Below are 23,573 nucleotides of genomic sequence, written 5' to 3' on the forward strand. Positions count from 1 at the left end.
CATGAAAAAACGTAAAATTCCTATGAGAAAATGTATTTTGTCAAATGAGATGAAGCCAAAAAAAGAGATGATTCGTGTTGTCCAAAATAAAGAAGGCGATATTGCAGCGGATGCCACTGGTAAGATGCAAGGGCGTGGTGCATATGTAAGCAAAGATGTTGCTCTAGTTGAACAAGCACAACAAGCACAAAAGCTCGAACACTTTTTTAAAGCATCTCAAGAAACACTTGAACCAGTATATAAAGAAATTATTCGATTAATTTATCGGGAAGAGATACCTACGAAATGAATCAACAACAATTTTTGAATTTTTTAGGACTCGCAATGCGTGCGGGTAAAGTCAAAACGGGAGAATCTGTTCTGTTAGCAGAATTAAAAAAACATCGATTGAAGCTTGTGCTGATTGCAGGAGATGCATCTGAGAACACGAAGAAGACTTTAGTAAACAAATGTACAACCTACAACACGCCTTATCGAGTGGTAAGCAATCGTTATGAGCTAGGTGTGGCGATTGGCAAAGAAGCGCGTGTGAATGTCGGTATAACAGATAACGGATTTGCTAAGAAGCTGATAACAATGATCGATGAAGATAAGTAAGGAGTGGTTGAATGAGTAAACAAAGAATTTATGAATATGCCAAATCATTAAACATCAAAAGCAAAGATGCCATTGATGAGTTAAAGAAAAATGGTGTCGAAGTGTCAAATCATATGCAAACGTTAGAAGCGGATCATGTGAAAATGTTAGATAAAGTGTTTAATAAAAAAGCAGACGCACCAAAGAAAGATAACAAGCAAGCAAAAGGTAACAAACAACAAGGTAAGGGCAAGCAACAATCTAAGAATACTAAAGGGAATCAACCTAATAGTAAAAAGAACAAACGTAATAACAAAAACAACAATAAAAAGCAACAACAGGAACAACAACCAAAGCCAGCTGAACCGAAAGAAATGCCGTCAAAAATCACTTACACAGAAGGTATTACAGTCGGTGAACTTGCAAGTAAACTAGGTGTAGATGCCTCTGAAATCATTAAGAAACTTTTCTTATTAGGTATTATGGCGAACATCAACCAAGCACTCGATGTGGAAGCATTAGAATTGATTGCATCAGATTATGGTGTTGAAATTGAAGAAGAAGTTGTTATTGATGTGAACGATTTAGATATTTACTTTGAAGATGTTGAAGAAGATGCTGATGCGACAGTACGTCCAGCAGTTGTGACAATCATGGGACACGTTGACCATGGTAAAACAACATTGCTTGACTCTATTCGTCACACACATGTAACAGCGGGTGAAGCTGGCGGTATCACACAACATATTGGTGCTTATCAAATTGAGAACAAAGGCAACAAAATCACTTTCTTAGATACGCCTGGACATGCTGCGTTCACAACAATGCGTGCGCGTGGTGCACAAGTAACAGATATTACGATTCTTGTTGTAGCCGCTGACGATGGTGTTATGCCACAAACAATTGAGGCAATCAACCATGCAAAAGCTGCAGAAGTACCGATTATCGTTGCAGTAAACAAAATCGACAAGCCAACTGCAAATCCGGATCGTGTGATGCAAGAACTTGCCGAATATAACTTGATTCCAGAAGACTGGGGTGGCGATACAATCTTCGTTCCACTTTCAGCATTGAGTGGTGAAGGTATTGAGGACTTGCTTGAAATGTTGATACTTGTCTCTGAAGTACAAGAATTAAAAGCAAATGCTGACAAAGCGGCTGTAGGTACAGTGATTGAAGCAGAATTAGATAAATCACGTGGTCCAGCAGCATCATTACTTGTTCAAAACGGAACATTACACGTTGGTGATGCGATTGTCGTTGGTAACACACATGGTAAAGTACGTGCGATGGTCAATGACCTTGGTAAACGCATTAAAACAGCAGGTCCATCAACACCTGTTGAAATCACTGGTTTAAGTGCAGTACCTCAAGCGGGTGACCGCTTCGTAGTCTTCAAAGACGAGAAAAAAGCGCGTCGTATCGGTGAAGCGCGTGAACAAGAAAGCATTATCCAACAACGTCAAGAAAGCAAAAACGTATCTCTTGATAACTTGTTTGAACAAATGAAACAAGGTGAAATGAAAGACTTGAATGTCATTATTAAAGGGGACGTTCAAGGTTCTGTTGAAGCATTAGCTGCGTCATTAATGAAAATTGACGTTGAAGGTGTTAACGTACGCATTATTCACACAGCTACAGGTGCAATCAACGAATCAGATGTAACGTTAGCCAACGCATCAAACGGTATTATTATCGGATTTAACGTACGTCCTGATGCAGGTGCGAAACGTGCGGCTGAAGCTGAGAATGTTGATATGCGTTTACACCGTGTCATTTATAATGTTATTGAAGAAATTGAAGCAGCGATGAAAGGGATGCTTGATCCTGAATATGAAGAAAAAGTCATCGGACAAGCAGAAGTTCGTCAAACATTTAAAGTTTCTAAAGTTGGAACAATTGCGGGTAGCTACGTTATTGATGGTAAAATCACAAGAGATGCAAGCGTTCGTGTTATTCGTGACGGTATCGTTATTTTTGAAGGCGAGCTTGATTCATTGAAACGTTTCAAAGACGATGCAAAAGAAGTCGCACAAGGCTATGAATGTGGTATCACGATTGAAAAATTTAACGACCTTAAAGAAGGCGACATCATTGAAGCCTATGTGATGGTCGAAGTAGAAAGATAAGAATATCAACGACTTCAAGCATTTTTCGCTTATTAAAGAAGTAGAGATATGAACTTAAAAAATACACATTATAAAAGAGCACACTTGATTTAAATCTCAAATCAAGTGTGCTCTTTGTACGCTCAAAGGGATTAAAAAGAGCTTTTTGGTACTTTAAAAGTTTGAGTTTATTGTTTTAAAGCAATTTTTTTCCATTTCCGAATTTTAGTTCTGAATGTACCAAAGGGCGCTACGGTATTAATATGAATAAATTTATAAACTTCCCAGACTGCAGTTTTAGTTGCCTCGTCAGCCCATTTTCTCATATGAGGCTGAAATAAAACGTCATCACCCATTAAATCAATCATATTGCATATAGCATGTACATTATCATTAAGTAAATTTGTCAGTTCTTTAATTGTTAGGATGGCGTAAGTATCAGTGAAATGTTGATATAGCGCACCAAGTTGATTCCATTTAAATGCATCTGAAGGTGTTTTGACTTCTAATCCATTCAGTTCATCTGATTCCCATTTTAACACTAAAGTTGTCCAGCCCACTTGATAGGCTAAGTTTTCAGCAGGCGTCCTATCTACTTCATCAATCTTAAAATCCTTTAAATTTTCAGGAATGTCATTGAATTCAGCAATATACTTCTTATAAGACTTTAACACTTCTTCTTTTAGTTCGTTTTTATCTGCATATGTTCTCATTTTTATACTTCATCCCTTTCTATTCTTTATAGCATAGAGTGGTTAGTATGAATAATACAGAGACCGTTTCTATTTAATATTATAATAGCATATTAAAATAGTTTAATTATGAATTTTTTCAGAAATATTGTTTTTTTATCTTGAAATCATTCAAAATAATCTGTTTGATAAAGCATTATTTGATCCATCGTGTTATGATATGCCCCATTTCACCGTACATCTAAAATGAAAATTAAATTTGAGAAGTTTATCAGTTATATAGGATTACGTTAATACATAGAGATGAGTTGTTTTGTGTAAGGGTGTCGTTGTTGACTAAATAGTTGATCGACACTAAAATCATCCATAATTTCCCCATTTTTCATGACAATCATGCGATTTACAATCTGTTTTAAGAAAGCAATGTTATGTGAAATCAGTATCATACCTTTGTTAGTTCGTTCATAGTAATTTTTTAAAATATGAATCATTCTTTGCTCTGCTAGTACATCTAAACTTGATGTTATTTCATCACAAATTAACATATCTGGTTCTAACATTAGAGTGCGCAATGTATTAAATCTTTGTAGTTGACCACCACTGAGCTCTTCTGGGAAATGCTCTAATAGCTTTTTGTTTAATTGCATTTCTTGCATTAATGTTTCCATACGCTGATAAATTGTTTTTGAATTTAGACTTTTATCATATTTGATTGGCTCATTTAATGATGTTTTAATTTTAAGTTTTGGATTAAAACTATGGTAGGGGTGTTGGAAAATAGGCAATATGTTTGTATGATTTTTAGAGATGTAGCCCTTATCATGTTGCAATAGACCTAACATCAAGTATGCTAAAGTTGTTTTGCCAGAGCCACTTTCACCAACAATACCAATTGTTTCTCCATATTTAATGGTGAGGTTGATATCTTTTAAAATAGGGATATGTTTATAGGAAAAGTAAATATGTGTCATTTTTATCATATCATTTATCCTTTCACAATCTGTGTCCAGCATTAAAGAGTGTTAGGCTATAAGGTGTTACAGTTTGATTTTTGAAAGCTTGTACGTGATTGGAATCAACTATTTTTCCTTTTTGAATAACGTAAATCCAATCACTAAAATCAAGGACGTGAGATAAGTTATGTGTAATCACTAATAAAGTTACCCGATGTACGTCTGCTAAGCGCTTAATTAAGTGCATCACTTGATAACCAGTTATAACATCTAGTGAGGCAGTTGGTTCATCTGCAATGATTAAATTTGGTTCTAACATCATCACGCTTGCCAGTTGTACTCTTGCTAACTGACCACCAGATAAATTAAAACGATATTGTTTTAAGATGAATTCTGGATTCAAATTGACGTCACAGAGTGCTGCTTTTACAAACTTTTGAGCGACATTTTTATTGACGTTATAATGTATTCGGTAAATATCAATGAGCTGCTGTCCTAACTTAGTATGATCATTGAAGCTATGTGTGTAATCTTGAGATATAAAACCTATGTCCTTTCCCAATAATGTATGCATGTTTTCTATACTTTGATTCTTATAATTCAAACTATCATAGTGGACAGCTAATGTTTTGGGAACATGACCTACAAGTGCTTTGGCAGTTAAACTTTTACCAGAACCGCTTTCGCCAATTAAAACATTAACCTTACTGCTATGTAAGCCTAGGGTAACATTTTGAACAAGTGGTTCTCTCATGTTATTTTCAATGGTTAAGTTAGTTATTTCTAAAATATTAGTCATCTGTATCATACTTTCTTGTTAATAATTGATCTCTTAGTGCATCACCCGCCAAATTAAAGAGCAAAATAGTTAGCGTGATTAAAAAGGCAGGTACTAATAATAGTAAAGGATATGAATCAATATAGTCTCTACCAGCATTAAGCATGGCTCCCCATTCAGGAGAGGGTGGTTGAGCCCCTAATCCTAAGAAGGATAAAGTTGAAATGTATATCATAATTTTTCCGAAATCAACAGTCATTAAGACGATAATAGATGGCATCACTTGTGGTAAAAAATGCTTAACGATTATGGTGAATGTTGGAACATTGAAAAGTTGTGCCATTTGTATGTAAGGTTTATCTATTTCCCCACGTATGATTGAACGTGTAACTCTTGTATAAGTCATCCATTTAATTAAAGTAATTGCGATAACTAAGTTCCAAATACTTGGTTTAAAAAAACTTGCTAGAGCGATCATTAAGATGAATTCGGGAATGCTTAAACCAATATCAATAGCTCTCATGATTACTGTATCAATCATACCGTTCTTGTATCCGGCTAGAAGACCAAGAGGGACACCAATCATCGTTGCGATCAGCAAAGTCATTAAGCTAATCAAGAGCGTATATTTAGCACCTATCATACTTCTTGATAATAAATCTCTGCCATAGTCATCAGTTCCTAGCCAATGAGACGCACTTGGTGGAGACAATGTATTCGCTAGATTGACATCGAATGCGCTTTCAGTTGAGATAAAGAATTGCACAATGATAAGCGTTAATATGTAAATCATAAATATATATATCATCATATTATGTTTACTTATACGTTTCATTACAACTCACCATCCTGATGTTTCAGTTGATTAGATATATGTTTTTTATGTGTTCGGCGTTTTGGATCTAACCATAAAAGTATGACATCGCATGCAGTATTAGCCAGTATAATAACAAAACCAATCATTATGACAGTGCCTTGCACGACAGGATAATCTCTTGCTCTGATACTATCGACTAGAAAGTAACCTATGCCAGGAATGGCGAATAAGTTTTCTATAACAACTGTTCCACCGAATAATCCGCCAACTGACATGCCTAACATTGTAATAACAGGTATCACGGCTGGTTTGAATATAATTCTCCACAAAATATATCTTTCAGGCATACCTCTTAATCTTGCTGCAGTGACTTCCTTTGAATTGTATAGTTCTATTAAGTTTGACCGCATTAATCTGATGTAGTACGCGCTCATACTCATACTTAATGCAGTCACTGGCATGATATAGGAACTGATGCCATCTATACCAGACGAAGGAAATATATTCAATTGCTGTGAAAAAATATAGATCAATAGAGTGCCTAAGAAAAATGATGGCATACTGACAGTTAATGATGTCATTGTACGAATCCATGTGTCTAGCCAAGTATGATAATATTTAGCAGCTATAATACCTAAAGGAATTGCTGTGATAAAGACAACAATAATTGTTGATATCCCTATTAATGCGGTGGGAACGGCGTAATAAATGAGTTCTTTTATGACCGGTTGTCCAGTTTGGTAACTGGTCCCAAAATTTAATTGGATGATTTGCCCCAACCATTGTAAGTATTGGATAAATGGTGATTGATCTAAGCCTAGCTTTTTTTTGGTTGCATCGATTTGTTCATTGGATACATTGGCTACATCTAGATGTAAAATTTTATCAATAGGATCTCCCGGTGCGCATTTCATTAAAATAAAGGTGATAGTAGAAAGGACAAATAATACGATGATCATTTGTCCGATTTTTGAAAGTATCTGTTTCATCATTGTTTATAATCTACCTTGTAATCAATAAGATAGATACCTTCAGGTGTGGCTTTTAAGTTTTTTACATTTTTATTCATACCAAGGATGGTATCATTATATGAAATATAACTGTTTGCAATATCTTTATTTGAGATATCAATGATGTCGTTTGTAATATGAATGCGCGCCTCTCTGTCTACAGTTTTATTTAACGTATCGATTAAAGCAGTGACTTTGTCATTATTATAACCACCGTCGTTTATTGCACCTTGTGGCTTGTAAGCCTGATTAAAGAAGTAACCAGTGTCGCCTCTAGGAATTGTTCCAAAACTATAAAGTGAGGCGTCCCATTGACTTGAATCTTTGAGAAAACCCAAGATGTCATCTACATTACGTATTTTAATATCAATATTTGCTTTTTTAGCATCTGATTGAATGACTTGTGCTAGTTTAGGAAGTTCAGGTCGACCATTGTATGTGGAAATAGTCAATTTTAATGGGTTTTCTTTTGTATATCCCTCTTGCAGCATTAAGTTTTTCGCAGCCTCTATATCTTGTTTTTGTACATCTTGTGACTTAATAAAGTCTAGTTTCGTATTGAAAGGGCCTGTTGCAGGTTCAGCATATCCTTTTGAAACATATTTCGTCATTGCTTCACGATCTATAACTTTATCTAAAGCTTCACGCACTGGTTTCGTCATTTTGTTACTCGTATGATTGTATAATAGTAAGCTTGTTCTAAATCCAGATACGACTGAAACTTGCGTGTGTTTGTTGCTTTTTAATGATTGAACTTTTTCAACTGGGACATCGGTAATAATATCTGCTTTACCTGACAATAGGTTACTTGTTCGGATATTACCATCTTCTTGGAATGACACAGTAATATAATCTAATTTTGGCTGACCTTGCCAATAATTTTTATTACGATGCAATTGAATTTTTTGTGATTGTTTATATGAAGTGATCTGATAAGGACCTGTTCCCACTGGCGTTTGATTGATATCACTTTTTGCATGCGTATCATAAATAGCTGCAAAAGGACTCGCCAACTCAGATACTAATTCTGGATATGCTTCTGTTGTCGTAATGGATAGTTTCTGCCCATCTGCTTCTATATGTTTAATAGGTAATGAACCTTTGACTAAATCACTTTTCTTAATACTTTCTTCTAGACTTTCTTTAACAGCTGTGCCTGTTAATTGTTTACCATTTTGAAATTTAATATTGTCTTTTAATGTTAAATCTAATTGCGTAGGTGATGTTTGTGTATAAGATTTAACTAAAAGTTTTTCAACCTTGCCATCAGCTGAAGCTTTAAATAATGATTCTGCTGCACCAATTTTAACAGGGACATCTGTTTCATAGGGAGCGATGGATGTTGTTTTTAACGGTAATTCAATATTTAGTGTTTTACCATGGGGCTGGTTTTTAGCGCCATTACAGCCACTTAAAACAATTATTGCAATAATAAATAATGCAATGAGTTTCTTCATTTATATACCTCATTTCGAAAATAATAGAATAATCACTAAAATCTCACATGTTGACAAAGAATTCCTAGTAGTGTTCAGGCAAGACTTAATAGATGCCAAAAATGATGCAAATATATAATTGAATGATTCAGTAATTGTTATGAACAGGGATTCTCAAAGTGAAACTATATTGCTATTCAATATTAATATCCTAAACCATATTTTTCAATAATAAACAATTAAAAAATATTAAATGTTAAAAATAACAAACTTTTATGCGTGTAAGTAATTGTGTCATTAATTTATATTATAATATGAAAACGAATTAATTGTTAATTTCTGTTATATTTAATGTGTAATACTTGTAGTTATAATGTTTTAGTCTTATTATTAATTTGTAATAACATTTTTGTGTTATATATATAATTAATTTATGAAAGGTAGTGGAAACGTGCATTTTACACAACGTGAACAAGATAAATTAATGCTTGTGATTGCTGCCGATTTAGCACGTAAGCGTCAAAAAAGAGGATTAAAATTAAATTATCCAGAAGCAGTAGCAATTATTAGTTTCGAATTGTTAGAAGGCGCCAGAGATGGTAAGACTGTTGCAGAACTTATGAGCTACGGCAGACAGATCTTAAGTGAAGATGATGTAATGGAAGGTGTGTCAGGTATGATTAAAGATTTAGAAATTGAAGCAACTTTCCCAGACGGTACAAAACTTATTACAGTGCATCATCCAATTGTCTAAAGGAGGCGTCATGATGAAACCGGGTGAAATTATTGTTAAACATACTGAAATTGATGTGAACAAAGGGCTAGATGCCACGATCATTACAGTTAAAAACACAGGAGATCGTCCAGTGCAAATAGGTTCTCACTATCATTTTTATGAGGCGAATCCAGCACTAGACTTTGATCGCAGCTTGTCATATGGAAAACGGTTAGATATTCCAGCAGGTGCTGCAGTTCGTTTTGAGCCGGGAGATGAAAAGAAAATACAACTTGTTGGTTATCGTGGAAAGCGTAAAATTTATGGATTTCATGGCAAAGTCAATGGACCAATAGATGAATCACGTGTCTTTAAACCGGAACACGACACAGAAAACACACAAATTATCGATGCTTCTGAATTATCAGAAGATAATGCGAATAAAGAAAGTGGGTATAATAGATGAGTTTTAAAATGACACAATCTCAGTATACGAGTCTCTATGGGCCTACTGTTGGAGATTCAGTAAGACTCGGTGATACAAATTTATTTGCTAAAGTTGAAAAAGATTTTGCAAATTATGGAGATGAAGTTTCATTCGGTGGTGGTAAGTCTATCCGAGACGGTATGGCTCAAAACCCAAATGTGACAAGAGATGATAAAAATGTTGCAGATTTAGTAATTACTAATGCCCTAATCCTTGATTACGACAAAGTCATTAAAGGGGATGTGGGCATTAAGAATGGTTATATTATGAGGATTGGTAAAGCAGGGAACCCTGATATTATGGATAATGTTGATATTATTATTGGTGCCTCAACAGACGTTATTTCTGCAGAAGGTAAAATAATCACAGCTGGTGCCATTGATACACATGTTCATTTTGTTAACCCTGAACAGTCACACGTTGCGCTAGAAAGCGGTACGACGACATTGATTGGTGGAGGAGCTGGTCCATCAGAAGGCTCAAAAGCAACGACTGTTACAGCAGGACCTTGGTATATTCATCGCATGCTTGAAGCGGCAGAATCAATTCCATTGAACGTTGGATTTACTGGTAAAGGTCAAGCAGTCAATCATACGGCATTGATTGAGCAAGTTCATGCGGGTGTTATAGGTCTGAAAGTACATGAAGACTGGGGCGCAACACCATCAGCATTAGATCATTCACTTCGTATAGCAGATGAGTATGATATTCAAGTTGCTTTACATGCAGATACATTAAATGAAGCTGGATTTATGGAAGAAACGATGGAAGCGATTAATGGACGCGTATTGCATATGTATCATACGGAAGGAGCAGGTGGGGGACATGCGCCTGACTTAATTAAATCAGCATCTTTTTCTAATATTTTACCGTCTTCAACCAATCCAACGTTGCCGTATACGCATAATACAATAGATGAACACTTAGATATGGTTATGATTACGCATCACTTGAATGCAGCTATTCCAGAAGACATTGCTTTTGCAGATTCTCGAATTCGTAAAGAAACAATTGCTGCAGAAGATGTGCTGCATGATTTAGGTGTATTTAGCATGATTAGTTCGGACTCTCAGGCGATGGGACGTGTGGGCGAAGTTGTTTCGCGTACTTGGCAAGTAGCGCATCGCATGAAAGAACAACGTGGGCCGTTAGAAGGGGATAGCGAGTATAACGACAATAATCGAATCAAACGTTATATTGCGAAATATACAATTAATCCAGCTATCGCACACGGTATCGCTGATTATGTAGGATCGATTGATGAAGGCAAACTCGCAGATATTATTATGTGGGAACCGGCGTTCTTTGGGGTGAAACCTGATGTTGTCATCAAAGGTGGGATGATCAGTTCAGCGATTAACGGAGACGCAAACGGATCTATTCCTACATCTGAGCCACTTAAATACCGTAACATGTATGCACAATTGGGTGGTAACTTACAAAGTACATCTATCACATTCGTTTCTTCAATTGCTTATGATAATGATATCGGTAGAACATTAGGCTTGAAGCGTAAACTAAGACCAGTCAAAAATATTAGAAATCTAACTAAAGCGGATATGAAAAATAATAGTGCAACACCAAAATTAGAAGTCGATCCACAAACGTATGAAGTATTTGTGGATGGTGAAAAAATAACAAGCGAACCAGCTACAGAATTGCCATTAACGCAACGCTATTTCTTATTCTAGGAGGTTGAAAGATGATTATTGAAGAAATAAAAGGTAACATTGCAAATCTTTCGGAAGCTGAGAGAAGCAAACATATAGAAAAAGTCTATCTTGAGAATTCTGACTTAGTGAAAAGAATCCAACGTGTCAAGACAGATCATGGCAATGAAATCGGCATACGTTTGAAACATCCTGTAGATTTACAATACGGGGATATTTTATATCAAGATGATACGAATATGATTATTGTTGATGTTAATTCGGAAGATGTATTAGTTATTAAGCCTAGAAACTTGAAAGAAATGGGCGATATTGCACACCAATTAGGTAACAGACATTTACCAGCACAATTTACAGAAAATGAAATGCTTGTTCAATATGACTATTTAGTTGAGGCACTACTCAAAGAATTAGCTTTACCATATAGTCGTGAAAAACGAAAAGTTAATCAAGCATTTAAACATATAGGTCATTCACATGACTAACGATATGTATTTGCGCCTATTTCAATTTTGTGACTCGCAATTCCCAACAGGCGCATTTAGTCATTCGTTCGGTCTAGAGACATATATACAAAGAAATATCGTTCATAATGAAGAGACATTTCAACAATGGATTTTAATGTTTTTGAATGAACAATTAACCTATTCCGATGGTTTGGCAATGCGTCTCGTTTATGAAGCGCTAAATGAAAAGGATACCGCAAAAATTTTACATTTAGATCAACGTCTTTTTGTACAAACGTTACCTAGTGAAGTGAGGAATGGTTCAAAACAAATGGGGCATCGCATTGTCAAGGTTATCAGTGAATTATATGAATGTGAGTGGATTAAGTGGTATCAAGCGCAATACGAGGCTAAGAAAGCAAAACTACATCCGGCAATTTGTTTTACAATGCTTGGTCACTACCTAAATATAGCTGTTGAAACGATCATTGATTATTATCTTTATCAAAATGTTTCCAGTATTACTCAAAACGCAGTACGTGCCATTCCATTAGGACAGACTGCTGGACAAAGAGTAATCCATCATATGATGCCACATATGAAAGATGCTAGGGCGCGTATTATGTGTTTAGACGCCTCACAGTTGGGCATTACGGCGCCTGGATTAGAACTCAACCAAATGATGCATGAAAAACTCAATGTAAGGATATTTGTATCTTAGGAGGAAATGATATGACAGATGTAATAAAAATAGGTATTGGTGGTCCTGTAGGTGCAGGAAAAACACAACTTATTGAAAAAATGGTCAAGCAATTGGCTAAGAATATGAGTATAGGTGTTATTACCAATGATATTTACTCGAAAGAAGATGAGAAAATCTTAGTGAAAACGGGCGTGCTTCCAGCAGATCGTATTATCGGTGTTGAAACAGGAGGCTGTCCACACACGGCTATTCGAGAAGATGCATCTATGAATTTTGCGGCAATTGATGAGTTAATTGAGCGACATAAAGATATTGAACTTATTTTTATTGAATCGGGTGGAGACAATCTTGCTGCCACATTCAGCCCAGAACTTGTTGATTTTTCAATCTATATTATTGATGTTGCACAAGGTGAGAAAATACCTCGAAAAGGTGGTCAAGGTATGATTAAATCTGACTTCTTTATTATTAACAAGACAGATTTAGCACCTTATGTAGGGGCATCATTAAGCCGTATGGCAGAAGATACTAAGCTATTTCGTGGTGAACGCCCATTTGTCTTTACAAATCTTAAAACAGATGAAGGATTAGATAAGGTTTTAGAATGGATAGATCAAGAAGTGCTACTAAAAGGATTAAACTAATGTCTGAAACAAAACATAGCTGGACAGGGCAGTTAGATGTTACGGTTTTTAATAATGGTGAGAAATCAGTAGCGAGAGATATCTTTTTTGAAAAGGCGCTTAAAGTGATACGTCCGATCTATTTGAATGATTCAGATATTCCTACATTCTATATTGTAAACGTAGGTGGAGGTTATCTTGATGGTGATCGCTACAAGATGGCATTTACTGTTGAGGAAGATGCTAGTGTTATTTTAACCTCACAAGGTGCCACAAAGATTTATAAAACTTTAAATGATCATGTGGAACAATATCAACATTTTACGATAAAAGATAATGGATATTTAGAGTATATAGGGGACCCAGTCATTGCGTATGAAAATGCGAAGTTTTTCCAGCATAATACATTTAAGTTGGCTGGTAATGCCTCCTTATATTACACAGATATTTTGACTCCTGGTTATTCTTCAGATGACAAAAAGTTTAGTTATACTTATATGCATTTATTGAATGAAATATATGTTGACGATGAGCTTGTCACTTTTGATAATTTGTTATTGGCGCCTTCCCAAAATGAACTAGGTGGACTTGGTTATATGGAATCATTCACACATTTAGGTTCTTGCTTTTTTATTAATCCTGAAGTCGATCACAACTTTATTGATGATGTATATATTCAAATTCAACATTTTCATCAAGAATGTGCGTGTCAAATTGGGATAACACAATTGCCAACACATGGATTTGCTGTTCGTATTTTGTCGAATTCGACACAACTTATTGAGGGCATTTTGTATGATATCCAAAAATATATTGTAAGTCGTATATTTCATAGAGATGTTAATTTTTTAAGAAAATATTAACTGAAATCAATAGATAACATTTGAATATCAACATCAGTCTTATGCATGATTATGTACGGGCTGATGTTTTGTTGATTTATCCTGCATTTTCAGAAATCATCTCTTTATTAATAAAATGCCTATCATTGACGTGTCTCGATACAGTCATATATAATGAGGTATTGAAGTGAATAGGCAACACATGGTTAAAGAGGTGAAAAAGATGAACATGAGAGCTGAACGTGTTGGTGAACAGATGAAAAAAGAATTAATGGATATCATCAACAATAAATTAAAAGATCCACGCGTTGGATTTTTAACGATTACAGATGTACAACCTACAAACGACTTATCATTGGCAAAGGTGTATTTCACAGTGCTTGGTAATGATAAAGAACGTCAAGATACATTCAAAGGGCTTGAGAAAGCGACAGGATTTTTAAAATCAGAGCTTGGGCAACGCATGAGATTGCGCATTGTGCCTGAGCTGCAATTTGAATATGATGAATCGATTGAATATGGTAATCGTATCGAACAACTCATTCAAGGTTTACACAAACAAGATTAACAGTGAAAGGCTAGGGTATGTCAACGGTCTAAACCGATGAATCATATATCCTAGCTTTTGTTGTTACAACGTTGATCGAAATATTTATAAAGGAGCAGCGCCTATGTACAATGGTATATTACCTGTCTACAAGCCACGTGGTTTGACGAGTCATGATGTGGTATTTAAGTTACGTAAGATTCTCAAAACGAAAAAGGTTGGACATACAGGAACATTAGATCCGGAAGTGGACGGTGTGCTTCCAATTTGTATCGGACAAGCAACAAAGGTTAGCGAATATGTCATGGATATGGGGAAAATGTATCATGCTCAAGTGACAATAGGTGTTTCAACAACAACAGAAGATCAAACTGGAGAGGTGCTGGAATGTCAATCAGTGAGTAAAAGTGCTGTGACGAATCAGACCGTAGATAAGGTGTTGAAGCAGTTTATTGGTTGCATCAAACAAGTTCCACCGATGTACTCATCTGTGAAAGTGAATGGCAAAAAATTATATGAATATGCTAGAAAGGGCGAAGAAGTGGAACGTCCAGAACGACAAGTGCATATTTACAGCATTCAACGTGTGACGGATGTGAAATACGTAGATGAACAAGCTGTTTTTGATATCATTGTCTCGTGTGGAAAAGGGACATACATACGTACACTGGCAACAGATATTGGACGGTCACTTGGTTATCCAGCACATATGTCTTGTTTGACACGTACGAACAGTGGCGGTTTTGATATAAATCAAGCGTTGTCATTAGAGGATATTCAAGCGCGTCATACTGCTAATACGTTAACAGATGCGTTGTTGCCCTTAGTGTATGGCTTGAAAGCATTGCCTATTTATGAAGTACACGATCCACAAATTGTGAAGCGTATTGAAAATGGTCAGAAATTTGAGCGCAAGCAATTTGATATTGATTTTGAAGAATCAGTGGTCATGTATAACCCAGAATCTGAGAAAGTGTTAGCGATTTATGAAGTACATCCATCGCGAAATAATGAGATTAAACCGAAAAAGGTATTTAACTAAAGGAGTATGACATAACATGGAAGTTATTGAAATTACACATCCGATAAAACATGATCAATACATTCAAGAAGATATTGCGATTGCGTTAGGCTTTTTTGATGGTTTGCATCGTGGACATCGTGCTTTATTTCAACGCCTTAATGAAGTAGCGGCTGAGCGTGACTTGAAGAAGGCAGTGATGACATTTGATCCACATCCGTCAGTTGTACTGAATCCAAAACAAAAGCGTACAACATATTTAACGCCACTTGATGACAAAATTGAATTATTGCGTGCGGAAGGTATCGATTATTGTTTGGTTATTAACTTCTCAAGTCGTTTTGCAGAAGTGACACCTGAGGATTTTATCCGTGATTATTTAGTGAACAATCATGTGAAAGTCGCAGTTGCAGGTTTTGATTTTACGTTCGGCAAATACGGAAAAGGAAACATGGCAATGCTTCAAGAACATACGGATAAAATTGAATGTATCACGGTTGGCAAACAGGACTTAAAAGGTGAAAAAATCTCAACAACAGCAATTCGTCGCAATTTAAGACAAGGCAAATTAGCAGAAGTCAATGAAGCGCTTGGCTATCGTTATCAAGTTAAAGGAACGGTCGTTCAAGGTGAGAAACGAGGGCGTACCATTGGTTTTCCAACCGCAAATATTCAGTTGAGCGATGACTATGTTTTACCAGCTAAAGGTGTTTATGCAGTTAGCTTGAAAATTGGTACAGGCGATAAAGTATATCGTGGCGTATGTAATGTAGGTGTTAAACCAACATTTCACGATGACTTGCCACAGATTGTAATCGAAGTGAATATTTTTGATTTTGAAGAAAATATTTATGGTGAGCGTGTGATTGTGACATGGCATCATTATATTCGTCCAGAGATGAAATTCAATGGCATCGATCCACTTGTCGCTCAAATTAATCAAGATAAAGAGCGTGCGAAATACTTGTTAGCGGTTGATTTTGAAGATGATGTATCATATAATATTTAAGGTCTAGCAATATGAGACATACAGACCTTAGTCTTGGTAGGTTGAAACTCCGACGCCTCACTCAGATTAAGGCATATTACAAATTTAAAGGAGGAAATTGACACATGGCAATTTCACAAGAACGTAAAAATGAATTAATCAAAGAATACCGTACACACGAAACAGACACAGGTTCTCCTGAAGTACAAATCGCTGTTTTAACTGCAGAAATCACTGCATTAAACGAGCATTTACGTACACACAAAAAAGACCACCATTCACGTCGTGGTTTATTAAAAATGGTAGGACGTCGTCGTCACTTATTAAACTATTTACGTGATAAAGACATCCAACGTTACCGTGAACTTATCAAATCTTTAGGTATTCGTCGTTAATCTTAAGCGATATATTTGCGGAGATAAAGTTAAATGGAAAGGAACCAATGACTTGGTTTCTTTCCTTTTTTACTATTCAACGCTCATAATGTAAGCTATAATATTTGTATGCATAAATAAGGAACGAAATGTTTAAACAGTAAGTAGGAGAGGAGATTCATCATGTCTCAAGAAAAAAAGGTTTTTAAAACGGAATGGGCAAACCAACCGTTAACAATAGAAACGGGACAATTAGCAAAACAAGCGAACGGTGCTGTACTTGTTCGTTATGGCGACACAGTTGTTTTATCTACAGCAACAGCATCAAAAGAACCACGCGATGGGGACTTTTTTCCATTAACAGTTAATTATGAAGAAAAAATGTATGCGGCAGGTAAAATTCCAGGCGGGTTCAAAAAACGCGAAGGACGTCCAAGCGATGAGGCCACATTGACAGCGCGTTTGATTGACAGACCAATCCGTCCACTGTTCCCAGACGGTTATCGCCATGATGTTCAAATTATGAATATCGTATTAAGTGCAGATCCGAACTGTTCACCAGAAATGGCGGCAATGATTGGTTCATCTATGGCGTTAAGCTTATCAGATATTCCATTCCAAGGACCAATTGCAGGTGTGAATGTTGGTTATATTGATGGGGCATATGTAATCAATCCAAACCTCGAGCAAAAGGAAGTATCACGCTTAGACCTTGAAGTAGCTGGTCATAAAGATGCGGTTAACATGGTTGAAGCAGGCGCGAGTGAAATTACAGAAGCAGAGATGTTAGAAGCGATTCTTTTTGGTCATGAAGAAATCAAACGTTTATGTGCGTTCCAACAAGAGATTATCGATACAATGCAACCGGAGAAACAAGTGTTTGTACCGGAAGAAAAAGACCAAACATTGATTGATCGTGTAGTGGAATTAACACAGCAAGAAGGTTTAAACCAAGCGATTTTAACATTCGACAAACAAGAACGTGAAGCGAATTTAGATGCGATTAAAGAACGTGTTCTCGCGCAGTTTGAAGATGACGAAGATTCAGATAATGAAGCAGTGCTTAAAGAAGTCAATGCAACGATTAATAAGTTAATCAAAGAAGAAGTACGTCGCTTGATTGCAGATGAGAAGATTCGTCCGGATGGTCGTAAACCAGATGAGATTCGCCCATTATCTTCAGAAGTTGGCTTATTGCCACGTGCACATGGCTCAGGTCTATTCACACGTGGTCAAACTCAAGCGCTGTCTGTATTAACACTCGGCTCAATTTCTGAATATCAACTGATTGACGGATTAGGCGAAGAAGAACAAAAACGCTTTATGCATCACTATAACTTCCCAAACTTCTCAGTAGGTGAGACGGGCCCTGTACGTGCACCAGGTCGTCGTGAAATTGGTCATGGTGCTTTAGGTGAGCGTGCATTGAGATATATTATTCCAGATGAAAAAACATTCCCTTACACAGTGCGTATTGTGAGTGAAGTTTTAGAATCAAATGGTTCTTCATCACAAGCATCTATCTGTGGTTCAACACTTGCATTGATGGATGCAGGGGTACCTATTAAAGCTCCAGTAGCTGGTATTGCAATGGGCTTAGTAACACGTGAAGAAAGTTACACTATCCTAACAGACATTCAAGGTATGGAAGATGCGTTAGGTGATATGGACTTTAAAGTAGCGGGTACGAAAGACGGTATTACAGCGATCCAAATGGATATTAAAATTGATGGTTTAACTAAAGAAGTGATTGAAGAAGCATTGGAACAAGCACGCAAAGGACGTCTTGCAATTCTTGACCATATGTTATCAGTAATTAGTCAACCACGTTCTGAATTAAGTGCATATGCGCCAAAAGTTGAAATCATGACAATCAAACCTGAAAAGATTCGTGATGTTATCGGGCCAGGTGGTAAACAAATCAATGAAATTATCGACGCAACAGGTGTTAAACTAGATATCGAACAAGATGGTACAGTTTACATTGGTTCAGTGGATCAAGCGATGATTGATCAAGCACGTGCATGGATTGAAAGTATCGTACGTGAAGCGGAAGTGGGTCAAGTTTATGATGCAAAAGTGAAACGTATCGAAAAATTTGGTGCGTTTGTTGAATTGTTCCCAGGTAAAGATGCTTTAGTACACATCTCACAAATTTCAAAAGAGCGTATCGATAAAGTAGAAGATAAATTGGCAATCGGTGATACCCTTAAAGTTAAAGTCACTGAAATCGACAAACAAGGTCGTGTCAATGCGTCACATAAAGTTCTGTTATAGGTACAATAAATAATTTATATAAAAACAGACAAATGAGAGGCTGTTAAGCGCATTTGTCTGTTTTTTGGACTGTTCAATAGTATCGCTGATGGTATTACGACTAAAAATTATAAAATATTGTGATTACGATACTGATTATAGTGGTTAATGGGTTTTCTGTCCGAAAGAATTACAATGTTTGGGATAAGATTGGTGATGATGATTAATTACAAATTAGAGATATAAGAGAGAATTAATCGTTTATTTTGTAATGGATTCTTTAACAGTGTACAGAGTTGTTAATATCTACTATAATAAAGTATGACTGTAATATGGACGGGTTATATTTATTAGGAGGTAACATTTTGAATTTAGTAAAAAAGAAAAATAAAAATATACGCATTATTCCACTCGGCGGCGTCGGTGAAATTGCCAAAAATATGTATATTGTTGAAGTCGATGATGAGATGTTCATGTTGGATGCGGGACTCAAGTTCCCAGAAGATGAAATGCTCGGTATTGATATCGTAATACCAGACATCCAATATGTTATTGAGAATAAGCATAAGTTGAAAGGGATTTTCTTAACACATGGTCACGAACATGCTATTGGTGCTGTAACGTATGTGTTAGAACAAGTCGAGGCGCCAGTGTATGGTTCTAAGTTAACAATTGGATTGATTAAAGAGAATATGCGTGTACGTCAAATCGATAAAAAAATCCGCTACTATGTCGTAAATAATGAATCTGTCATGCGCTTTAAGAATGTGAACGTGACGTTCTTCAATACAACGCATAGTATCCCAGATAGTTTAGGTGTATGTATTCATACGTCATACGGTGCAATTGTGTATACAGGTGAATTCAAGTTTGACCAAAGTTTACACGGTCATTATGCGCCTGATTTGAAAAAGATGGCAGAGATTGGTGATGATGGTGTTTTTGCACTGTTAAGTGATTCTACAGAAGCGGAAAAACCTGGCTATAACACGCCTGAAAATGTAATTGAAAGTCATATGTTTGATGCCTTTACCAAAGCGCAAGGACGTATTATTGTGTCTTGCTATGCGTCTAACTTTATTCGCATTCAACAAGTGCTAAACATCGCAAGCAAACTGAACCGTAAAGTATCATTCTTGGGGCGTTCTCTTGAAAGTTCATTCAGTATTGCGCGTAAAATGGGCTACTTCAACATTCCTAAAGATTTATTAATTCCAATTAATGAAGTTGAAAATTATCCAAAAAATGAAGTGATTATTATTGCAACAGGCATGCAAGGTGAACCTGTTGAAGCATTGAATCAAATGGCACAAAACAAACATAAAATTATGAACATCCAACGTGGGGACTCTGTATTCTTAGCTATTACAGCTTCAGCGAATATGGAAGTAATCATTGGAGATACGTTGAATGAACTTGCTCGAGCTGGAGCAATTGTCATTCCGAATAACAAAAAAATCCATGCATCAAGTCACGGTTGTATGGAAGAACTCAAATTAATGTTGAATATGATGAAACCAGAGTATTTCATTCCAGTTCAAGGTGAGTTTAAAATGCAAATTGCACACGCTAAGCTTGCGAGTGAAGCAGGTGTTGCAGCAGAAAAAATATTCTTGGTAGAGTCCGGCGATGTTATCAACTTTGATGGTGAAGATATGACATTGAATGAAAAAGTGAATGCAGGCAATGTCTTGATAGATGGTATTGGTGTTGGTGACGTAGGTAATATTGTATTACGCGACCGTCATTTATTAGCGGAAGATGGTATTTTCATTGCTGTTGTTACGCTTGATCCGAAAAATCGACGTATTGCTGCAGGTCCTGAAATACAATCACGTGGTTTTGTTTATGTCCGTGAAAGTGAGGCATTGCTTAAAGAAGCAGAAGAGAAAGTCCGTGAAATTGTAGAAGCGGGTCTACAAGAAAAACGCATCGAGTGGTCAGAAATTAAGCAAAATATGCGCGATCAAATCAGTAAGTTGTTATTTGAAAGTACGCGCAGACGTCCAATGATTATTCCAGTTATTTCTGAAATTTAACTTATTGATGCGTTCAATCGTATGATCGTTAAAAAACGAATCTTACTCTTTGAAATGTTTAATTGTTTTGAAGAGCAGATTCGCTTTTTTACATCACGCATAGATACATATTATGAAGGAAAGAAGCAGGTGACGATGTATGGCGCAAACGAAAAAGCGTAAACCCAAAACTTCGCGCGGTAGAAAACGTACGCCTAAGAAGAAGCAAAAAGATTCACCATTACGCTTTATCATAGCAATTGCTGTTGTGATCATGATGATGCTTGGAATTTTTCAACTAGGCTTAATCGGTGTTGCCATCGACAGTTTTTTTAATTACTTATTTGGTCTTACACGCTACTTAACTTATGTTTTAATTTTATTGGCGACTGGCTTTTTAGCATATAATGGCAAACTTCCCAAAACAAGACGTGTGCCAGGCAGTGTTTTGTTGCAAGTCGCACTACTATTTGTTGCCCAATTATATTTTCGTGTTGTAGGTGGTATCCAAGCTCAGCGCGAACCTGTGTTGTCATATGTGTTCAATCAATATGATAAAGGCGGATTTCCGAATTTTGGTGGGGGTGTTTTAGGTTATTATCTTATCTCATTATTTTCACCTCTTATTTCATTGGCAGGTGTTGTTTTATTAACGATTCTATTATTGGTTTCTAGTGTGATACTGTTGTTGAAAAAACGACATCGTGACGTTGTAAAAATATGGTTTGAGAAGTTCAAACAAATTGTTACAAATGCTTCTTTTAAAATGACAAAAGTAAGGGAACAGCGACGTCTGGCACAGAATGAGAAGAAAGAAAGCAAGCGTCAACAGCGAGAAGCACAAGAAACAGCACCGATTGATGTGAGTGATTTTCCAGAAGTTGAACATAATGAGCAAATAGATGATACGCCGTCTATACCTATCCTGAGACATCAAGCGTCACGTGAACTAGAGACTTACGAGGATAATTCGGCAGCGACAAAACCAAGCGAGAATGATTTGACTCGGTCACAAAAATTGAAGCAGGCTGAAGCAGCAGATAGCGATGATACACAAGCAGAAGGTTCAATCACCGACGCAGGGGAAATTGAGAATCAAGCGTATCAACTGCCACCGTTCTCATTGTTGAATCCACCGAAAAAACAACAAGCTATTGCTAAAGCTGATGTACAGCGCAAAGGGAAGTTATTAGAAACGACATTGAAAAATTTTGGTGTCAATGCCAAAGTGACACAGATTCGAATTGGACCAGCAGTGACACAATATGAAATTCAACCTGCACAAGGTGTCAAGGTAAGTCGAATTGTCAATTTGCATAGCGACTTAGCATTAGCACTTGCCGCTAAAGATATTCGTATAGAAGCACCTATTCCAGGTAAGTCAGCGGTGGGGATTGAAGTGCCAAATGATCAGATTTCACTTGTGACTTTGAAAGAAGTACTTGATGAGAAGTTTCCAGCTGCGAACAAACTTGAAGTCGCACTAGGACGCGATATATCTGGAGAGCCGATTACGGCGGAGTTGGACAAAATGCCACACTTACTCGTTGCAGGCTCAACGGGGAGTGGTAAGTCTGTCTGTATCAATGGCATGATTACAAGTATACTATTAAATGCAAAACCGCATGAAGTTAAGTTGATGATGATAGACCCTAAAATGGTAGAATTGAACGTCTACAACGGCATCCCACATTTGCTCACACCGGTTGTAACCAATCCACATAAAGCGGCACAAGCACTTGAAAAGGTTGTAGCTGAGATGGAACGTCGTTATGATTTATTCCAACATTCTGGCACACGAAACATCAAAGGGTATAATGCATACATTGAACAACAGAATAAAGCGTTAGATGAAAAACACCCACTCTTACCATATATTGTGGTAATTGTAGATGAATTAGCTGATCTGATGATGGTGGCAGGAAAAGATGTTGAAACAGCCATTACACGTATTACGCAGATGGCACGAGCAGCTGGGATACACTTGATTATTGCAACACAAAGACCGTCAGTTGATGTGATTACAGGTCTCATCAAAAATAACATACCATCTCGCATTGCCTTTGCAGTGAGTTCGCAAACGGATTCTCGTACTATTATTGATAGTGGTGGTGCTGAAAAGCTTTTAGGCAAAGGAGACATGTTATTTATTAAAAATGGTGGTTCAACGCGCACACGTGTTCAAGGTGCTTTTCTTAGTGATGGTGAAGTACAAAAAGTAGTGGATTATGTTGTGGCGCAACAGCGCGCGAACTACGTGAAAGAGATGACACCTGACGCACAAACTGAGGAAGCAGGAACCGAAAGTGATGATCCACTTTATAAAGAAGCGTATCTATTTGTGATTGAGCAGCAAAAAGCGAGTACATCACTGTTACAACGTCAATTTCGCATAGGTTATAATCGGGCTTCTCGCATTATGGACGATCTGGAGCGCAATCAAGTCATCGGTCCTCAAAAAGGTAGTAAGCCAAGACAAATATTAGTTGATTTAAATGATAATGAGGTGTAAA

Annotated in this window: 23 protein-coding genes; 17 read left to right on the top strand and 6 right to left on the bottom strand. The window is 36.6% G+C overall.

Annotated elements, in window-relative coordinates; genetic code table 11:
• Position 1: 1 nt before the first annotated feature.
• The 3 genes from rnpM to infB are packed head-to-tail and all read left to right on the top strand — an operon-like array spanning position 2 to position 2,705.
• Positions 2 to 289 carry an RNase P modulator RnpM gene (rnpM, locus tag NXS11_RS05160; protein WP_259199562.1) on the top strand — a complete coding sequence of 96 codons (288 nt, stop codon included), beginning with the start codon at positions 2 to 4 and terminating at the stop codon, positions 287 to 289.
• On the top strand, positions 286 to 597 hold the full coding sequence (locus NXS11_RS05165; RefSeq protein ID WP_259199565.1) for a YlxQ family RNA-binding protein: 312 nt from the start codon (positions 286 to 288) through the stop codon (positions 595 to 597). The genes rnpM and NXS11_RS05165 overlap by 4 nt, the downstream gene beginning before the upstream one ends.
• A gap of 11 nt (positions 598 to 608) precedes the next feature.
• Entirely contained in the window at positions 609 to 2,705 is a 2,097-nt protein-coding gene (gene infB / locus NXS11_RS05170) for a translation initiation factor IF-2 (RefSeq protein ID WP_259199567.1), read from the top strand.
• Between the two features lie 167 nt (positions 2,706 to 2,872).
• Here the strand turns inward: infB and NXS11_RS05175 are convergent, their stop codons facing one another.
• From NXS11_RS05175 to nikA, 6 genes are all read right to left on the bottom strand, one after another.
• Positions 2,873 to 3,397 (bottom strand): ClbS/DfsB family four-helix bundle protein, encoded by a 525-nt coding sequence (locus tag NXS11_RS05175; RefSeq protein WP_259199568.1) that lies wholly within the window; start codon positions 3,395 to 3,397, stop codon positions 2,873 to 2,875.
• A gap of 269 nt (positions 3,398 to 3,666) precedes the next feature.
• Complete coding sequence (locus tag NXS11_RS05180; RefSeq protein WP_259199569.1) at positions 3,667 to 4,356, bottom strand: ATP-binding cassette domain-containing protein; 690 nt, start codon at positions 4,354 to 4,356, stop codon at positions 3,667 to 3,669.
• Positions 4,357 to 4,369: 13 nt separating this feature from the next.
• Positions 4,370 to 5,128 (bottom strand): ATP-binding cassette domain-containing protein, encoded by a 759-nt coding sequence (locus tag NXS11_RS05185; RefSeq protein ID WP_259199571.1) that lies wholly within the window; start codon positions 5,126 to 5,128, stop codon positions 4,370 to 4,372.
• Positions 5,121 to 5,942, bottom strand: a complete 822-nt coding sequence (nikC, locus tag NXS11_RS05190) for a nickel transporter permease (RefSeq protein WP_259199572.1) — start codon at positions 5,940 to 5,942, stop codon at positions 5,121 to 5,123. The genes NXS11_RS05185 and nikC overlap by 8 nt, the downstream gene beginning before the upstream one ends.
• Complete coding sequence (nikB, locus tag NXS11_RS05195; protein ID WP_259199574.1) at positions 5,942 to 6,916, bottom strand: nickel ABC transporter permease; 975 nt, start codon at positions 6,914 to 6,916, stop codon at positions 5,942 to 5,944. The genes nikC and nikB overlap by 1 nt, the downstream gene beginning before the upstream one ends.
• Positions 6,913 to 8,391, bottom strand: coding sequence for a nickel ABC transporter substrate-binding protein (nikA, locus tag NXS11_RS05200; RefSeq protein WP_259199575.1), 1,479 nt, complete (start codon positions 8,389 to 8,391; stop codon positions 6,913 to 6,915). The genes nikB and nikA overlap by 4 nt, the downstream gene beginning before the upstream one ends.
• 430 nt (positions 8,392 to 8,821) lie before the next feature.
• Between nikA and NXS11_RS05205 the strand changes: the two genes are divergently transcribed.
• From NXS11_RS05205 to NXS11_RS05270, 14 genes are all read left to right on the top strand, one after another.
• Entirely contained in the window at positions 8,822 to 9,124 is a 303-nt protein-coding gene (locus tag NXS11_RS05205; RefSeq protein ID WP_259199577.1) for an urease subunit gamma, read from the top strand.
• 13 nt (positions 9,125 to 9,137) lie between these two features.
• Positions 9,138 to 9,551, top strand: a complete 414-nt coding sequence (locus NXS11_RS05210; protein ID WP_259199578.1) for an urease subunit beta — start codon at positions 9,138 to 9,140, stop codon at positions 9,549 to 9,551.
• Positions 9,548 to 11,263 (top strand): urease subunit alpha, encoded by a 1,716-nt coding sequence (gene ureC, locus NXS11_RS05215; RefSeq protein WP_259199580.1) that lies wholly within the window; start codon positions 9,548 to 9,550, stop codon positions 11,261 to 11,263. Before NXS11_RS05210 ends, ureC begins: the two co-directional genes overlap by 4 nt.
• Before the next feature lie 11 nt (positions 11,264 to 11,274).
• Positions 11,275 to 11,727 carry an urease accessory protein UreE gene (gene ureE / locus NXS11_RS05220; protein WP_259199581.1) on the top strand — a complete coding sequence of 151 codons (453 nt, stop codon included), beginning with the start codon at positions 11,275 to 11,277 and terminating at the stop codon, positions 11,725 to 11,727.
• Positions 11,720 to 12,409, top strand: a complete 690-nt coding sequence (locus NXS11_RS05225) for an urease accessory protein UreF (RefSeq protein WP_259199582.1) — start codon at positions 11,720 to 11,722, stop codon at positions 12,407 to 12,409. The genes ureE and NXS11_RS05225 overlap by 8 nt, the downstream gene beginning before the upstream one ends.
• Positions 12,410 to 12,420: 11 nt before the next feature.
• Positions 12,421 to 13,035 carry an urease accessory protein UreG gene (ureG, locus tag NXS11_RS05230; protein WP_259199584.1) on the top strand — a complete coding sequence of 205 codons (615 nt, stop codon included), beginning with the start codon at positions 12,421 to 12,423 and terminating at the stop codon, positions 13,033 to 13,035.
• Entirely contained in the window at positions 13,035 to 13,877 is an 843-nt protein-coding gene (locus NXS11_RS05235) for an urease accessory protein UreD (protein WP_259199585.1), read from the top strand. Before ureG ends, NXS11_RS05235 begins: the two co-directional genes overlap by 1 nt.
• 202 nt (positions 13,878 to 14,079) lie before the next feature.
• Positions 14,080 to 14,424 (top strand): 30S ribosome-binding factor RbfA, encoded by a 345-nt coding sequence (gene rbfA, locus NXS11_RS05240; protein WP_259199586.1) that lies wholly within the window; start codon positions 14,080 to 14,082, stop codon positions 14,422 to 14,424.
• Positions 14,425 to 14,527: 103 nt separating this feature from the next.
• Positions 14,528 to 15,445 carry a tRNA pseudouridine(55) synthase TruB gene (gene truB / locus NXS11_RS05245; RefSeq protein WP_259199587.1) on the top strand — a complete coding sequence of 306 codons (918 nt, stop codon included), beginning with the start codon at positions 14,528 to 14,530 and terminating at the stop codon, positions 15,443 to 15,445.
• 16 nt (positions 15,446 to 15,461) lie between these two features.
• Positions 15,462 to 16,433 carry a bifunctional riboflavin kinase/FAD synthetase gene (locus NXS11_RS05250; protein WP_259199589.1) on the top strand — a complete coding sequence of 324 codons (972 nt, stop codon included), beginning with the start codon at positions 15,462 to 15,464 and terminating at the stop codon, positions 16,431 to 16,433.
• 104 nt (positions 16,434 to 16,537) lie between these two features.
• Entirely contained in the window at positions 16,538 to 16,807 is a 270-nt protein-coding gene (gene rpsO / locus NXS11_RS05255) for a 30S ribosomal protein S15 (RefSeq protein ID WP_103358270.1), read from the top strand.
• A gap of 162 nt (positions 16,808 to 16,969) precedes the next feature.
• On the top strand, positions 16,970 to 19,063 hold the full coding sequence (gene pnp / locus NXS11_RS05260) for a polyribonucleotide nucleotidyltransferase (protein WP_259199591.1): 2,094 nt from the start codon (positions 16,970 to 16,972) through the stop codon (positions 19,061 to 19,063).
• A gap of 344 nt (positions 19,064 to 19,407) precedes the next feature.
• The gene (gene rnjB / locus NXS11_RS05265) at positions 19,408 to 21,081 is read left to right on the top strand and encodes a ribonuclease J2 (protein WP_259199594.1); all 1,674 of its coding nucleotides are present in this window, start codon (positions 19,408 to 19,410) and stop codon (positions 21,079 to 21,081) included.
• A gap of 139 nt (positions 21,082 to 21,220) precedes the next feature.
• Positions 21,221 to 23,572, top strand: coding sequence for a DNA translocase FtsK (locus NXS11_RS05270; protein WP_259199595.1), 2,352 nt, complete (start codon positions 21,221 to 21,223; stop codon positions 23,570 to 23,572).
• The last annotated feature ends 1 nt before the right edge of the window (position 23,573 follow it).

The organism is Staphylococcus americanisciuri, from assembly GCF_024814435.1.
Taxonomy (GTDB): domain Bacteria; phylum Bacillota; class Bacilli; order Staphylococcales; family Staphylococcaceae; genus Staphylococcus; species Staphylococcus americanisciuri.

Excerpts from the sequence above, each read along its gene's own strand:
- NXS11_RS05175 (WP_259199568.1), bottom strand. The coding sequence starts at position 3,397 with ATGAGAACATATGCAGATAAAAACGAACTAAAAGAAGAAGTGTTAAAG.
- NXS11_RS05225 (WP_259199582.1), top strand. The coding sequence starts at position 11,720 with ATGACTAACGATATGTATTTGCGCCTATTTCAATTTTGTGACTCGCAA.
- ureC (WP_259199580.1), top strand. The coding sequence starts at position 9,548 with ATGAGTTTTAAAATGACACAATCTCAGTATACGAGTCTCTATGGGCCT.
- NXS11_RS05210 (WP_259199578.1), top strand. The coding sequence starts at position 9,138 with ATGAAACCGGGTGAAATTATTGTTAAACATACTGAAATTGATGTGAAC.
- NXS11_RS05185 (WP_259199571.1), bottom strand. The coding sequence starts at position 5,128 with ATGACTAATATTTTAGAAATAACTAACTTAACCATTGAAAATAACATG.
- NXS11_RS05250 (WP_259199589.1), top strand. The coding sequence starts at position 15,462 with ATGGAAGTTATTGAAATTACACATCCGATAAAACATGATCAATACATT.
- pnp (WP_259199591.1), top strand. The coding sequence starts at position 16,970 with ATGTCTCAAGAAAAAAAGGTTTTTAAAACGGAATGGGCAAACCAACCG.
- infB (WP_259199567.1), top strand. The coding sequence starts at position 609 with ATGAGTAAACAAAGAATTTATGAATATGCCAAATCATTAAACATCAAA.
- truB (WP_259199587.1), top strand. The coding sequence starts at position 14,528 with ATGTACAATGGTATATTACCTGTCTACAAGCCACGTGGTTTGACGAGT.
- ureG (WP_259199584.1), top strand. The coding sequence starts at position 12,421 with ATGACAGATGTAATAAAAATAGGTATTGGTGGTCCTGTAGGTGCAGGA.
- nikB (WP_259199574.1), bottom strand. The coding sequence starts at position 6,916 with ATGATGAAACAGATACTTTCAAAAATCGGACAAATGATCATCGTATTA.
- NXS11_RS05270 (WP_259199595.1), top strand. The coding sequence starts at position 21,221 with ATGGCGCAAACGAAAAAGCGTAAACCCAAAACTTCGCGCGGTAGAAAA.
- rpsO (WP_103358270.1), top strand. The coding sequence starts at position 16,538 with ATGGCAATTTCACAAGAACGTAAAAATGAATTAATCAAAGAATACCGT.
- rnpM (WP_259199562.1), top strand. The coding sequence starts at position 2 with ATGAAAAAACGTAAAATTCCTATGAGAAAATGTATTTTGTCAAATGAG.
- nikA (WP_259199575.1), bottom strand. The coding sequence starts at position 8,391 with ATGAAGAAACTCATTGCATTATTTATTATTGCAATAATTGTTTTAAGT.
- NXS11_RS05235 (WP_259199585.1), top strand. The coding sequence starts at position 13,035 with ATGTCTGAAACAAAACATAGCTGGACAGGGCAGTTAGATGTTACGGTT.
- rbfA (WP_259199586.1), top strand. The coding sequence starts at position 14,080 with ATGAACATGAGAGCTGAACGTGTTGGTGAACAGATGAAAAAAGAATTA.
- ureE (WP_259199581.1), top strand. The coding sequence starts at position 11,275 with ATGATTATTGAAGAAATAAAAGGTAACATTGCAAATCTTTCGGAAGCT.
- NXS11_RS05165 (WP_259199565.1), top strand. The coding sequence starts at position 286 with ATGAATCAACAACAATTTTTGAATTTTTTAGGACTCGCAATGCGTGCG.
- NXS11_RS05180 (WP_259199569.1), bottom strand. The coding sequence starts at position 4,356 with ATGATAAAAATGACACATATTTACTTTTCCTATAAACATATCCCTATT.
- nikC (WP_259199572.1), bottom strand. The coding sequence starts at position 5,942 with ATGAAACGTATAAGTAAACATAATATGATGATATATATATTTATGATT.